A 13,308-nucleotide genomic window follows, 5' to 3' on the forward strand; every position below is an offset into this window, starting at 1 on the left:
CTACCTGCCCTTGCCCTCCGCCTTGATGCTCTTGCGCAGGGCATCCATGATGTTGATGACATTGCCCGACGTCGGCGGCGGCGCCTTCTGCTTCACCGGACGCTTGCGGCCTTTTTTCTTGGCAGCGATGATGTCGAGCAAGCGGTCCTGGACGGGATCGTCCGCCATCTTCGGGCTCCAGGTCCTGGTGCGCTCCTTGATCAGCGTCTTTACAAGAGACAGGGCCTTGGAGTCCGGCTTCGCGCGCCCGAGGCCGCCGAAATAGTCCTTCTCCTCACGCACCTCGTCGCCGTAGCGCAGCGTCCAGAGCACGATACCCCTGCCACGCGGCTCCAGCATCACCGCCCGCTCCCGTCGATACAGCACCAGCCTGGAGATGCCCACCGTGCCGGTCGAGGCCATCGCCTCGCGGATGACGGAAAACGCCTCCTCGCCCACCGTATCGTTGGGCACCAGGAAATGCGGCGCATCGTACCAGATCCATTCGATCGTCTCGCGCGGGACGAAGGTCTCTATGTCGATCGTGCGCGTGCTTTCCAGCGCCACCGCCTCGATCTCGTCATCCTCCAGCATGACGTAATCATCCTCGCCGCGCGGATAGCCTTTCACCTCGTCGTCCTCGGCGACGGCCTTTCCGGTCACCGCATCGACATAGCGGCTGACGACGGGATTGCCGGTCTTGCCGTTCAGGGTGCGGAAGCGGATCTTGTCCTCCTGGGAGATCGCCGGCGACATCGCCACCGGGCAGGTGACGAGCGAGAGCTTGAGATAGCCCTTCCAGAAGGCGCGCGGCGCCATCACCGTTTCCTCTCGATGGGCAGATGCCTGGACATGGCGAAGCGCTCGGCGAACTCGATGTCCTCCTGCGTGACGACGGGGATGGGATCGGAAAGGATGGCGAGCAGCGTTTCGCGCGAAATGGAGTTTTCCTCCAGCGCGTCCATCAGGGCACCGCGGGTCTCGCGCTCGGCGCGCAACAGCGCCGCCAGCGCCAGGATCAATCTGTCCTTGTTGTCCATGGGAACCTCCGGAACCGCGTATCTGGAGGTTCTAATGCACGATTGCCGGATCGGTTCCCGGAACAATCGGCGGATGGATCGGTTCGGCATTCGACCCCTATGAAGCGAGGCGAATATGACCCTGACAGCGCTGGCGCTCAACTGCACGCTCAAGACAAGGACCGCCAAGGACCCCTCCTCCACCGACCGCATGCTGAAGCTGCTGGCCGCCGCGATGGAACCGCTTGGCGTCACCACGGATTTCCTGCAGCTGGCCGATTTCGATATCAAGCCCGGCGTCACCTCCGACGAAGGCCACGGCGACGACTGGCCGGGCATCCGCCACAAGATCCTCGACGCCGACATTCTCGTCATGGGCACGCCGATCTGGATGGGCCAGCCGTCGAGCGTCTGCAAGCGGGCGTTGGAGCGGATGGACGCCTTCCTGGAGGAGAAGGACGACAAGGGCCGCATGGTTTCCTATGGCCGGGTCGCCGCCGTCGCCGTTGTCGGCAACGAGGACGGCGCGCATCATGTCTCGGCCGAGCTTTTCCAGGCGCTGAACGACGTCGGCTTCACCATTCCCGCCAATGCCGTGACCTACTGGGTGGGCGAAGCGATGGGCTCGGTCAATTTCGTCGATCTGGAGGACATCCCCGATGTCGTGCGCTCGACGCTGGATCTCGTCGCCCGCAACACGGTGCATGCCGCCCGGCTGTTCAAAGCCCATCCCTATCCCGGCGAAGGAGGCTGAGCATGGCGAAGAAACAGAAGAAGTGGTCGCAGGACGTGACCGAGAACAGCGACGCGATGGACCTCAAGGAGGGCGTCTTCAAGCAGGGCAGCGCAAAAAAGATCGCGCAGTCCCTGAAGCATTCGGCGGAGGAAAGCGACCGGCGCAAATCCAGCCCTTTCCGCTCGGCCATGTCCATGCTGACATTCTATATCAACCGCGCCGGCGACCAGCTTTCGAAACGCCGGCGCGACACGCTGGAAAAGGCCAAGGACGAGTTGCGCAAGGATTTCGGCAGGGAACCGAAGAAAGGCAAGTGAGACGGCGATGAAACAACCGGAAATGCTGTTCTTCCCCGCCAGCGAATGGGTGCCGAACCATCCGTTCCTGCCGGTGCTCGTCTATCGCGATGTGCTGGCGGCAGGCGAGAAGGATCGTGCCCGTGCCTTCGAGCGGCTGTTTTACGACGCGGGCTGGCAAGGCCTCTGGCGCAACGGCGTCTTCTCCTACCAGCATTACCACGTCGGCGCCCATGAGGTGCTCGGCATCGCGAAAGGAAGCGCCGAGCTCCTGATCGGCGGGCCGGACGGCAGGGCGCTTCAGGTTCGCGCGGGCGACTGCCTTGTGCTGCCGGCCGGCACCGGCCACAAGCAAAATTCCGGAAGTGACGATTTCCGCGTGGTCGGCGGCTATCCGCCCGGCCAACATGCCGATATCGAAACGACGGCAGCCACGCCCGGCGAACTGAAGATCATAGCGAGCCTGCCACTCCCGAAAAGCGACCCGGTTTACGGCTCGGACGGACCGCTCGTCTCGCTTTGGCGCAAGGACATCCAGGGCTAACCGACGTCGATCAGCGCGATGCCGAGATCGGGGCGCGTCCGCCGCCGCAGGTCGGCCGACGTTTCGCGCAGCATGACCTCCAGCGTGGGCCGGACGTATCCTTCCACCAGATGGCCGCCCTTCGTGCTTCCATCCGGAAAGCCGAGCACGACGTGGAGATGCAGGCTTGCCTTGCCCTCGTCGTCCACCGCTATGTCCCCCAGCATGCTGAGGACCTCCGACTGCACCTCCACGGGTATCTTCCGGTAGTGCTTCGTGTCGAATTCGAAGAAGGCGATGGTTGCGGCGCGAAACGCGCCGATTGCGGTAATCGATGCCGCGGTCAGGCTTTCTCTTTCAGCGAAATCGGTGATGCACCGGAAGGCCTCGTCGCCTTCGTCGAGAACCAGGATATAGGTACGCTCGCCGGCATCGCTTACTAGAAGTTTGTGCTTCATCGTTTGCCTCCCTGATCACAGGGAAAGGTCCGAAACCGGTTTCTGTTCCGCATTCCGCAGCCCGGCCACGAGAATAAACGACGACGGTATGGTGCGTGACAGGCGTGCTCCCCCAGCTTCGCGTTGCGGCTTTGCGCTCCTCGCGAAGATAGGATAACGGTCCGGCTGCATGCACGCCGCCTGCTTTCGCCGTCGAGGAACACCATGGCCAAGAAACCCAAGCTGGAGCATTCCGAACTGTCCGGCGAGTTCACCGAGGACGGGATCACGGTCCTTGTCGACATCTTCCGGCCGGCGGGAACGCAACAGGACTGGAAGCTGGAGGTCGTCACGGAGAAGGAGGAGCTCTTCGAATGGGACGAACCCTTCGCCACGGACCGGGAGGCCTTCGACGAGTTCCTCGCGACGGTGGCGCGCGACGGCATCCGGTCGTTCCTCGAGGACGACGACGTGCCGACGACGCATTGACGGCATTCCACCGGCCCGTCGTTAAGTAAGCCTCGCTGCGGGGCGGCTGTCGTTCGGCCGGTTCGACGGCGGACGGACGATCCGCACGATGCCCTACGCGCCTCGATGCGCCGCCGCCCATGCAACCCGCAGGCGACACGGCGGCAAAACAACAAGTACGACCAAATTTGTTCTTTCGCGCATGAATAAGGCTTCTTGTGCGAACGTCTTGCTGCCATATGATGCCATCGATCCACGGCGGAAACGGTCCGGCGCAGCAAGGCGGCGTGCGGACGGGGGACACTATCCGCCCGGCGACAACAACGTACGAGCTCTGTTCGAAGGGGGGCAGCAATGACGGGTACGGGTAAATCCACAAAGACGGTCACGGCGACGGGATCGCAGTTCATCGATTCCGTGCTCAGCGGCTTTGCCTGGGACGGCACGGGCGTCACCTATGCCTTTCCCACATCGACGAGCAGCTACTCCTATTCGGGCGAGCCCGACAACAATTTCGGCGCCGTCTCGGCCATGCAGAAGAACGCCGCGCTCTTCGCCATGGAAAAGAGCTTCGGCGGCAAAGCGAACGACGGCTTCTCCGTCGAGGGCTTCACCAACCTGAACTTCTCGGCCGGCTCGAACGGCACCGCCACCTTACGCTTCGCCCAGTCGGACGACGCCAGCCCCACCGCCCATGCCTATTATCCGGACACCGGCGCCACCGGCGGCGACATCTGGTTCAGCACGGAAAATGCCGGCACGATCAACGACTACCGCACGCCGAAGGCCGGCAACTACGCCTGGCACACGCTCATCCACGAGCTCGGCCATGCGCTCGGCCTCAAGCACGCGCATGAAAACGACACGTTCGGCGCGATCCAGAGTGAATGGAACAGTCCCGAATATTCGGTCATGACGTACAACTCCTTCGTCGGCGACGATGCCAGCGGCTACAAATACGAGGAGTTCGGCGCGCCGCAGACCTTCATGATGGCCGACATCTACGCGCTGCAGTACATGTACGGCGCGGACTATACGACCAACAAGGGCAACACCGTCTACAAGTGGAAGCCGGGCAACGGCGATACCTTCGTCAACGGCAAGGTCGCCATCGATGCCGGCGGCAACCGCATCTTCGGCACGATCTGGGACGGCGGGGGCACCGATACCTACGACCTCAGCGCCTACAAGACGGGGCTCGACATCGACCTGCGGCCGGGCGCCTATTCGATGTTCAGCAAGACCCAGCTTGCCTTTCTCGGCGGCGGGCCGAATGACGGCTATGCCCGCGGCAACATCTTCAACGCGCTGCTCTTCAACGGCGACCTGCGCTCGCTCATCGAGAATGCCAAGGGCGGCTCGGGCGACGACAACATCCTCGGCAACGAAGGCAAGAACACCCTGTTCGGCAATGGCGGCAACGACAAGCTCAACGGCGCGGCGGGCAAGGACAAGCTCGACGGCGGCAAGGGCGACGACACGCTGACCGGCGGCAAGGGAACCGACATCTTCGTCTTCAAGAAGGGCTACGGTCGCGACACGATCACCGACTTCAAGAACAATGTCGACGACATCGACCTGCGCTCCTACAAGTTCTCCAGCGTCAACAAGGTGCTGGACAAGGCCGAGCAGGTCGGCAGCGACGTGCATATCGAACTGGGCGGCAACGACGTCCTGATCATCCGGAAGTTCAACATCGACAATCTCGACAAGGCGGACTTCCTCCTGTGACACGAGGCGGAGAGGCCTTGGCGCTGCGGCGGCCCGGCCTCTCCCACCGTCCTTCAACCGCCGCGCACACTGTTGCAAATCCGCACGTTTGACGCCTCTTCGCTGGGGACGACGGCAAAGTTCGCGTGGCGGCGATTCCCCTTTCCGGCGTGCTGCGCTATGGCGGTGCGAGGCTCACATTCACGGCCGCACCGAAGTCCCAAGGAAATGGCACCCATGAACTCCCGCATTGCAATTCTGGCAGGCGTTGCGCTTGCCCTCGCCGGATGCACCACCGCCGTCGTCGCGTCCAACCCGCTGCAGGCCCGCTGGAACGGCAAGACCGCCGGCAGCTTCTTCGCGGCCTATGGCCCGCCGATCTCCGACACGGCCGGCGCGGGCGGCACGACGCTCTACAAGTGGCGCGGCGGCTTCGTGAAGGGCAAGTCCTGCACGGTGGAGCTGACGGTGAACGAAAGCTACCGGATCAACACCATCCGCGCCGTCGGCGATCGCGTCGACCCGAAGGGCGGGCCGACTCATTGCGAGAAGGTTCTCGACGCCGCCTCGTAAAGGGCAGCCCGACCGCCCTTTCCAAGGCCGCGCGAAGACGCGGCCTTTTTCTTGGAACATTTTCGCTTTTTCAGGCAGAACCGCTGCGCACGTTTGCCGGATTTGCTCCGGGAGGACACATGGAAGAAGACCGCCTCTACCACGACCCGGAGCTCGCCGATTTCTACGACCTGGAAAACGGCTGGGAGCGATCGCCGGATTTCGCCTATTGCCGGATGCTTGCCGAGGGGGCGGCGAGCGTGCTCGACCTCGGCTGCGGCACGGGCGAGCTTGCCGTGGCGCTTTCCGGCGGACGCACGGTCGTCGGCGTCGATCCGGCCCCGGCCATGCTCGCCATCGCGCGCGGCAAGCCCGGCGCGGGCGGCATCGATTTCATCGAGGGCGATGCCCGCACGCTGCGGCTCGGCCGTCGTTTCGACCTGGTCGTGCTGACCGGCCACGCCTTCCAGGTCTTCCTGACGCGGGAGGACCGCGCCGCCGCCCTCGCCACCATTGCCGCGCATCTTGCGCCCGGCGGCCGTTTCGTCTTCGACAGCCGCAACCCCGCCTGCCGGGAATGGGAGGAATGGGGACCGGAGGCTTCGATGCGCCTCGTCGACCATCCCCGCTTCGGCCCGGTCGCCGCCTGGAACGACGTCGCCCACGATCCGGCGACCGGCATCGTCACCTACGGCACCCATTACGAGATCCGCGCCACCGGCAAACGCCTCTCCGCCGCCTCCCGCATCGCCTTCCCGGACAAGGCGGAGCTGGAGGCGCTGCTCACCGCGGCAGGCCTTCGCGCGGAGCGCTGGCTCGGGGACTGGGAAGGAAGCGACTGGCAACCGGGCGCGGCGGAGATCATCCCGCTCGGCGGGCTTGGCTGAGCGAAGCTGGCAGATCGCAAGGACGGTTCCGAAACAGCCGTGGCTGGGGCGCCAGGATTCGAACCTGGGAATGCCGGTACCAAAAACCGGTGCCTTACCGCTTGGCGACGCCCCAACACGGCGGGAGCCTGATAGCAAAGGCGGGCGGCGTGGACAATGCTTAAGTTCCGGTTCGGGGCGATTATTCTCCGGGCAGCCTTGCCGAAGGAGGCGTGATCTGCGGCTTGGTGCTTGGCAGGGGCGCATGGCGGCGATAGGGTCCGGGCGATCGATCGTCCTTTCGGCGGCCGTCCGGCGCAGCCGGCTCGCCCGCCCTGCCTTTTCCTGTGAGGAGCCGCCATGCCCCAATTCCGCGCCCGCCCGCCGGCAATGCCCACCGTCCTTCTCGACGATGCCGTCGTGCGCGTGACGCGCTGGGATTTCGAGCCGGGCGCCGATACGGGCCATCATGTGCACGGGCTCGGCTATGTCGTCGTGCCGATGACGGACTGCGACTTCCTGATCGAGGAGGAGACCGGCGAGCGGCGGGTGCACACCAAGGCGGGCGCCGTCTACCGGCGCGAGGCGGGCGTGGCGCACAATGTCGTCAACGGCGGCGACACGCCGATGAGCTTCATCGAGATCGAATACAAGTGACGGCCGGGAGCGACACCGGCCGGGAGGCCCCGCAGTTCGACCTCGAATTCAAGCCGGCGCATGGCGAGGCGGTGCCGGTGGCGCCGCGCGTGCAGCGCATCACCGTCAACAATCCAGGCCCCTTCACCTTCCACGGCACGAACAGCTACATCGTCGGCGACCGGTCGGTGGCGGTGATCGACCCCGGCCCCGAGGACGAGGCGCATTTTGCGGCGCTGATGCGGGCGCTCGCCGGGCGCGAGGTCACCCATATCGCCGTCAGCCACACCCACCGCGACCACTCGCCGCTCGCCCGCCGGCTGAAGGCGGAGACGGGCGCGATCATCGTCGCGGAGGGGCCGCACCGCGCGGCGCGGCCGCTGCATGCCGGCGAAAGCAATCCCTTCGCGGAAAGCGCGGACGTGGACTTCGTGCCGGACATCGCGCTCGGCCATGGCGAGAGCGTGGCGGGTGACGGCTGGGCGCTGACGGCGCTGCTCACCCCGGGCCACACCGCCAACCACGCCGCCTTCGCGCTCGGCGGACCGGACGGCATCGTCTTTTCCGCCGACCATGTCATGGCCTGGGCGACCACCATCGTGGCGCCGCCGGACGGCGCCATGGCGGACTACATGGCCTCGCTCGACCGGCTGCTGGAACGCGACGACCGGCTCTACCTGCCTGGCCATGGCGGGCCGGTGACCGAGCCGGCGGCGTTCCTGCGGGGACTGAGGACCCACCGGCGCATGCGCGAGCGGGCGGTGCGCGAGCGCGTGCGCGCCGGCGACCGGCTGATCGCCGACATGGTGAAGGTGATCTACCGCGAGACGGACCCGCGCCTGCATGGCGCGGCGGCGCTCTCGGTGCTGGCGCATCTGGAGGACCTCGTCGCGCGCGGCGAGGTGGTGACGGACGGTCCGCCGGCGCTGAAGGGGCTCTATTTCCCCGCCCCCGGCCTTTGAGATTCCTGACGCTGGATGCCGGCGCCGTGTCAGTCGCCGGCAATGCCCAGCAGTTCCGCGTCGAGCGCCTTCAGGTAGCCTTCCACCAGCGCCGCGCCGAAGCCGAGGTCGTGCGGGCCGTAGCGCGAGGCGGCGCGCATGTCGACGAGCGTCGTCTCCGCCTCCTCGCGCAGGCGGATGACCACGTCGAAGCGAAAGCCGAAGACGGGCGAGCGCCATTCGCCCTGCAGGAGCACGTCGCCCGGGCCGCCGATGCGGGGAATGAGCGGTGTCTCGAGCGGGCGCGCCTCGGGAACCGGCACGTCGCCGAGCGATTCCTGGCTTTCGGCCACCTTGGCCGGATCGACGACGAGATCTTCGAGGTCGGCGAGGATGTTGTCGAGCCCGTCCTCGGCGGTGATCGTGATGCCGTAGGCGGCGGCGACCTTGCGCACGCCCTGGTAGACACGGTCGAGCGCGCCGTCGTAGCGCCGGCCCGACAGGCCCGGATAGGCCGCAAGCTGCACCGCCCGGTCACGCGCCCCGACCGGGCCGATGCGCGGCAGCCAGTCCTGCTCGGCGGCCGGCGCGGCAAGCCAGGGCGGGGCGGCAAGCGTATCCGTCGTCACGTCGTAGAGCGCCGGCTTGTAGAAATAGGCATAGGCGGCGGCACCGGTGAAGCCGAGCGGCAGAAGGCAGAGCAGGAGCGCCGTCAAGGCCGCCTTGCCGCCCCGCGCGCCGACATGCCAGAGCCGCGCAAGGCCGATGGCGGCCAGCAGCACGGCCATGCCCGCCATGGCCGCGGCAAAACCCGCCAGCGCCAGGAAATGCGGCGTGGTGAGCGGGCCGAAGCGATGCGACAGCACGGCGGTGAGGAACAGCAGGCAGGAAAACAGCGCCAGGCGCCGCGCCCAGTGCGCCGCATGCGAAACGGGCCGTTCGTACTGGATCGTGATTGCCATGGCCTCACCGGATGCGCCGCGGCGCTCGCTGCCGCGTCCTTTTCCTACTGCAAATTTGCCGAAACCGGAATCGTTTTAAGACATTGCGGCGCACGCTTCAGGTTCCGCGGAAACCTCGGCGGCACGGCTTTCCTCCATGCCCATGCGACATCCTTGCCGGGGACAACAGGCAGCACGCGGTAAAAATCCTTGCGTGCCGCAAATTCGCCACGCTCGTTAACGACGGTTTACGAACGGGGGTAGAGCAAGGAGCAAGATGATGTTGCCGACGCAGACGGCCGCCGACACCGCTATATCCGCACCCGCGGGCGAACCCGCCCTCCCCCTGGAGCTTCTGGAACTCGAACTCTCGCTCGACGGCTTTTCCGGCGAGGAGGCCGGCTTTGCCGATGCCGTGCGCATGGCGGCCGACCGTGTCGGCGGCGATTTCCTCTTCGAGCTGCCGGCCTCGGGGCTTGCCGACGATTGCCGGCGCATCGCGGCCCTGCGCGTGCCGCAGGGCGAGGACGGCGCGCTCACCGTGGTCTTCGCGCTGCTCGATACGGAGGGATCGGCCATCCGCGTGGAAAATCCCGACGAGACGACGAAGGACCTCAAGCGCTTCGCCGACGCCTTCGTGGACGTGCTGCAGCGCATCTAGAGCATGTCGCACAAAAGTGCGCAGCGGTTTTGCGGCAACGACATGCGAAAAACAAAGAGCTAAAGCGCAGGGAGCGAATCTGAAAGATCGCGACGCGCTTTAGAGCATTCCAGCCGAAGCGGCATCACTCCGGCGTTTGGAATTGCCGGGAGCCCTTGCCGCGGCGCGCCGACGGGCCTATCCATGGCACGCAACAGTTCGCCGGAGCCCGCATGTCCAAGATGCTTGTTCGTTTCGCCGCCCTCGCCGCCACCGCCCTCTTCCTCGCCGGCTGCCAGACGGCCGCCGAAGTGCGCGCCAATGACGAGGCCCGATGCCGGTCCTACGGTTTTCGCATGGGGACGGACGCCTTTGCCGAATGCCTGCAGCGCATCGATCTCGACCGGCGCGCGGACTTCCGCGCCGCGCGGCTGCAATCGCCGATGTGGGACCGGCCGACCTATGTCTATGTGCCCGTCCGGCGGCGCTGAAGCTAAGCGGTCTCAGGCCTTGCCGCTGAACGCCGCCTGCGCGGCCGCAAGGCGCGCGATCGGCACGCGGAAGGGCGAACAGGAGACGTAGTCGAGCCCGGCCTCCTCGCAGAAACGGATGGAGGCCGGATCGCCGCCGTGCTCGCCGCAGATGCCGAGCTTCAGGTCGGCCCGCGTGCGCCGGCCGCGTTCGGCGGCGATGCGGATGAGCTCGCCCACCCCGTCGAAATCAAGCTGGACGAACGGGTCCTGCTCGACGATGCCCTTCTGGATATAGGTCGACAGGAACGCCGAGGCGTCGTCGCGCGAGATGCCGAAGGTCGTCTGCGTCAGGTCGTTGGTGCCGAAGGAGAAGAACTCGGCCGATTCGGCGATGACATGGGCGCGGAGCGCCGCGCGCGGCAGCTCGATCATCGTGCCGACGAGATAGTTGATGGCAACGCCGCTTTCGGCGATCACCGCCTTGGCGACGGCCTCGATGCGGGCCTTCACATAGTCGAGCTCCGCCTTGAGGCCGACGAGCGGCACCATGATTTCCGGCTCCACGGCCGCGCCGGTCGTCCTGGCCGCCTCCACGGCCGCCTCGAAGATGGCGCGGGCCTGCATCTCGGCAATCTCCGGATAGGAGATGGCGAGGCGGCAGCCGCGGTGGCCGAGCATCGGGTTGAACTCGTGCAGCGTATCGACGCGCCGGCGCAGCGCGGCCTCCTCGATGAACAGGGCGGCCGCCACCTCGGCGATCTCCTCGTCGCTCTTCGGCAGAAATTCGTGCAGCGGCGGGTCGAGCAGGCGAATCGTCACCGGCAGGCCGTGCATGATCTCGAAGAGTTCGGCGAAGTCCGAGCGCTGCATCGGCAGGAGCTTTGCCAGCGAGGCGCGGCGGCCGGCCTCGTCCTCGGCGAGGATCATCTCGCGCATCACATTGATGCGGCTGCCCTCGAAGAACATGTGCTCGGTGCGGCAAAGGCCGATGCCCTCCGCGCCGAAGGAGCGTGCGGCGCGGGCATCCGCCGGCGTCTCGGCATTGGTGCGCACCTTCATGCGCCGCGTGCGGTCGGCCCATTCCATGATCCGGCCGAAATCGCCCGACAGCTCGGGCTGGAGCATGGGGATCTCGCCCTTCAGCACCTGGCCGGACGAGCCGTCGATGGTGATGACGTCGCCCTTCTTCAGCGTCAGCCCCTGGGCGACCAGGAGCTCGTTGCGCAGGTCGACGCGCAGCGTGCCGGCACCGGAAACGCAGGGCGTGCCCATGCCGCGCGCGACGACCGCCGCATGGCTGGTCATGCCGCCGCGGGTGGTGAGGATGCCCTCGGCGGCGTGCATGCCGTGAATGTCCTCCGGGCTCGTCTCGATGCGCACGAGGATGACCTTGCGCCCCTCCTCCTCCGCCCTCACCGCGTCTTCCGAGGTAAAGACGATCTCGCCCGTCGCCGCGCCCGGCGAAGCCGGCAGGCCGGAGCCGATGACGTCGCGGCGCGCGCGCGGATCGATGGTCGGGTGCAACAGCTGGTCGAGCGAGGCGGGATCGATACGCGCGACGGCCTCGCCCTCGCTGATCAGGCCTTCCGTCGCCATGTCGACCGCGATCTTCAGCGCGGCCTTGGCGGTACGCTTGCCCGAACGGGTCTGCAGCATCCAGAGCTTGCCGCGCTCGATGGTGAATTCGAGGTCCTGCATGTCGCGGTAATGCCGCTCCAGCCGGTCGCAGATGCCGCGGAATTCCGCGAAGGCTTCGGGCATCAGCTTTTCCAGCGACGGCCGGTCGGAGCCCGACGCGATGCGCGCCTCCTCGGTGATGTTCTGCGGCGTGCGGATGCCGGCGACGACATCCTCGCCCTGCGCATTGACGAGGAACTCGCCGTAGAGCTTGTTCTCGCCCGTCGAGGGATTACGCGTGAAGGCGACGCCCGTAGCGGAGGAATTGCCGAGATTGCCGAAGACCATGGCCTGGACGTTGACGGCCGTGCCCCAGACGGCGGGGATGTTGTGCAGCGTGCGGTAGGTGACGGCGCGGGCGTTCATCCAGCTTGCGAAGACGGCGCCGATCGCGCCCCAGAGCTGGACCTCCGGATCCTGCGGGAAGGCCTCGCCCAGCTCTTCCTGGATGGTCTGCTTGTAGCGGGCGATGACATGCTGCCACTCCACCGCGGAAAGCTCGGTGTCCTGCTCGTGGCCGAGCCGCCCCTTCTCGTCCTCCAGGATCTCCTCGAAGACCTCGTGGTCGAGGCCCATGACGACGTCGCCATACATCTGGATGAAGCGACGGTAGCTGTCCCAGGCAAAGCGCGCATCGCCCGCATCGTGGCCGAGCGCCTCGACCGTGCGGTCGTTGAGGCCGAGATTGAGCACCGTGTCCATCATGCCGGGCATGGACGCGCGTGCGCCGGAGCGCACGGAGAGCAGCAGCGGCTTCGTCGTGTCGCCGAAGTGGCGGCCGGTGATCGCCTCCATCTGGCGAAGCGCGGCGCGGACCTGATCCTTCAGATCGTCCGGCAGCCGGCGGCCGTTGTCGTAGTAATGGTTGCAGGCGGCGGTGACGATGGTGAGCCCGGGCGGCACCGGCAGGCCGAGATTGCACATTTCGGCAAGGTTCGCGCCCTTGCCGCCGAGCGTGTTGCGATCGCCCGCGCTGCCTTCGGCGCGGCCTCCCCCAAAGGTATAGACCCACTTGTCCATGCACGCCTCCCCATATGCGTCCTCACAATCTACATGAACTGCATCTTGTTGAAAACGCGGCGCGACAGGTTTTTTGCTGCAACGCATCAAATTTGCAACGGCAATGCAACATTACGAGAGCCGGACAAAAGCCGTGCCCCTGGCGGGAACACGGCCTGGCGCGCCGGCAGGCTTCAGTTTCCCTCGATGGAAAGCCCCTGCTCGTCCACGCGGATCTCGACACCGTCCGGTTTCTTCTCCTGCTGCCAGGCATAGTAGGAAAACCCGGCCACCACGACGATGAGGGCGCCGATGATCATGTAAAGTGCGTCTCTGCTCACGTTTGATCCCCAATTGCACGAAGGCCTGCGGGAACAGCAGGCGCTGTTGAATGCGCGAGAGGGGGATTTGTTCC

The 13,308-nt window shown here is 66.1% G+C and carries 17 protein-coding genes and 1 tRNA gene; 11 read left to right on the forward strand and 7 right to left on the reverse strand.

The window, feature by feature from the left end; translation table 11 throughout:
• Both ku and MUU56_RS13170 read right to left on the reverse strand, forming a co-directional pair.
• Positions 1-798, reverse strand: a complete 798-nt coding sequence (gene ku, locus MUU56_RS13165; protein WP_244767753.1) for a non-homologous end joining protein Ku — start codon at positions 796-798, stop codon at positions 1-3.
• Complete coding sequence (locus MUU56_RS13170) at positions 798-1,019, reverse strand: hypothetical protein (RefSeq protein WP_244767754.1); 222 nt, start codon at positions 1,017-1,019, stop codon at positions 798-800. The genes ku and MUU56_RS13170 overlap by 1 nt, the downstream gene beginning before the upstream one ends.
• A gap of 115 nt (positions 1,020-1,134) precedes the next feature.
• On the opposite strand from MUU56_RS13170, the gene MUU56_RS13175 reads away from it, so the two are divergent.
• The 3 genes from MUU56_RS13175 to MUU56_RS13185 are packed head-to-tail and all read left to right on the forward strand — an operon-like array spanning position 1,135 to position 2,574.
• On the forward strand, positions 1,135-1,752 hold the full coding sequence (locus tag MUU56_RS13175) for a flavodoxin family protein (RefSeq protein WP_244767755.1): 618 nt from the start codon (positions 1,135-1,137) through the stop codon (positions 1,750-1,752).
• Positions 1,753-1,754: 2 nt separating this feature from the next.
• Positions 1,755-2,051, forward strand: coding sequence for a DUF3175 domain-containing protein (locus MUU56_RS13180; protein WP_244767756.1), 297 nt, complete (start codon positions 1,755-1,757; stop codon positions 2,049-2,051).
• A gap of 7 nt (positions 2,052-2,058) precedes the next feature.
• The gene (locus MUU56_RS13185) at positions 2,059-2,574 is read left to right on the forward strand and encodes a cupin domain-containing protein (protein WP_244767757.1); all 516 of its coding nucleotides are present in this window, start codon (positions 2,059-2,061) and stop codon (positions 2,572-2,574) included.
• On the opposite strand, the gene MUU56_RS13190 is transcribed toward MUU56_RS13185, so the two are convergent.
• Positions 2,571-3,011, reverse strand: coding sequence for a PPC domain-containing DNA-binding protein (locus MUU56_RS13190; RefSeq protein WP_244767758.1), 441 nt, complete (start codon positions 3,009-3,011; stop codon positions 2,571-2,573). The two genes, MUU56_RS13185 and MUU56_RS13190, sit on opposite strands and share 4 nt — an antisense overlap.
• Positions 3,012-3,215: 204 nt before the next feature.
• Between MUU56_RS13190 and MUU56_RS13195 the strand changes: the two genes are divergently transcribed.
• From MUU56_RS13195 to MUU56_RS13210, 4 genes are all read left to right on the forward strand, one after another.
• Positions 3,216-3,479: a hypothetical protein gene (locus MUU56_RS13195; RefSeq protein ID WP_244767759.1), complete on the forward strand. Its 264-nt coding sequence runs from the start codon at positions 3,216-3,218 to the stop codon at positions 3,477-3,479.
• A gap of 333 nt (positions 3,480-3,812) precedes the next feature.
• Positions 3,813-5,189, forward strand: coding sequence for a M10 family metallopeptidase (locus MUU56_RS13200; RefSeq protein ID WP_244767760.1), 1,377 nt, complete (start codon positions 3,813-3,815; stop codon positions 5,187-5,189).
• A gap of 216 nt (positions 5,190-5,405) precedes the next feature.
• A complete protein-coding gene (locus tag MUU56_RS13205) occupies positions 5,406-5,741 on the forward strand; it encodes a hypothetical protein (protein ID WP_244767761.1) in 336 nt (111 codons plus the stop codon).
• Positions 5,742-5,860: 119 nt separating this feature from the next.
• On the forward strand, positions 5,861-6,607 hold the full coding sequence (locus MUU56_RS13210) for a class I SAM-dependent methyltransferase (protein WP_244767762.1): 747 nt from the start codon (positions 5,861-5,863) through the stop codon (positions 6,605-6,607).
• Positions 6,608-6,647: 40 nt separating this feature from the next.
• Here the strand turns inward: MUU56_RS13210 and MUU56_RS13215 are convergent.
• A tRNA-Gln gene (locus tag MUU56_RS13215) sits at positions 6,648-6,722 on the reverse strand.
• Between the two features lie 224 nt (positions 6,723-6,946).
• Between MUU56_RS13215 and MUU56_RS13220 the strand changes: the two genes are divergently transcribed.
• Both MUU56_RS13220 and MUU56_RS13225 read left to right on the forward strand, forming a co-directional pair.
• Positions 6,947-7,243 (forward strand): cupin domain-containing protein, encoded by a 297-nt coding sequence (locus MUU56_RS13220; RefSeq protein WP_244767763.1) that lies wholly within the window; start codon positions 6,947-6,949, stop codon positions 7,241-7,243.
• Positions 7,240-8,184: an MBL fold metallo-hydrolase gene (locus MUU56_RS13225; protein WP_244767764.1), complete on the forward strand. Its 945-nt coding sequence runs from the start codon at positions 7,240-7,242 to the stop codon at positions 8,182-8,184. Before MUU56_RS13220 ends, MUU56_RS13225 begins: the two co-directional genes overlap by 4 nt.
• Before the next feature lie 29 nt (positions 8,185-8,213).
• Here MUU56_RS13225 and MUU56_RS13230 read toward each other — a convergent pair whose 3' ends face one another.
• Positions 8,214-9,119: a DUF1499 domain-containing protein gene (locus tag MUU56_RS13230; RefSeq protein WP_244768103.1), complete on the reverse strand. Its 906-nt coding sequence runs from the start codon at positions 9,117-9,119 to the stop codon at positions 8,214-8,216.
• A gap of 265 nt (positions 9,120-9,384) precedes the next feature.
• Here MUU56_RS13230 and MUU56_RS13235 point away from each other — a divergent pair, with 265 nt between their 5' ends.
• Positions 9,385-9,765: a hypothetical protein gene (locus MUU56_RS13235; protein WP_244767765.1), complete on the forward strand. Its 381-nt coding sequence runs from the start codon at positions 9,385-9,387 to the stop codon at positions 9,763-9,765.
• A 212-nt stretch (positions 9,766-9,977) separates the two neighbouring features.
• Positions 9,978-10,235, forward strand: a complete 258-nt coding sequence (locus tag MUU56_RS13240) for a hypothetical protein (RefSeq protein ID WP_244767766.1) — start codon at positions 9,978-9,980, stop codon at positions 10,233-10,235.
• 12 nt (positions 10,236-10,247) lie between these two features.
• On the opposite strand, the gene ppdK is transcribed toward MUU56_RS13240, so the two are convergent.
• Both ppdK and MUU56_RS13250 read right to left on the reverse strand, forming a co-directional pair.
• Positions 10,248-12,914, reverse strand: a complete 2,667-nt coding sequence (gene ppdK / locus MUU56_RS13245) for a pyruvate, phosphate dikinase (RefSeq protein ID WP_244767767.1) — start codon at positions 12,912-12,914, stop codon at positions 10,248-10,250.
• Positions 12,915-13,087: 173 nt separating this feature from the next.
• The gene (locus MUU56_RS13250) at positions 13,088-13,234 is read right to left on the reverse strand and encodes a hypothetical protein (protein WP_244767768.1); all 147 of its coding nucleotides are present in this window, start codon (positions 13,232-13,234) and stop codon (positions 13,088-13,090) included.
• Between the last annotated feature and the right edge of the window lie 74 nt (positions 13,235-13,308).

Source organism: Shinella yambaruensis, from assembly GCF_022899355.1.
GTDB lineage: Bacteria > Pseudomonadota > Alphaproteobacteria > Rhizobiales > Rhizobiaceae > Shinella > Shinella yambaruensis.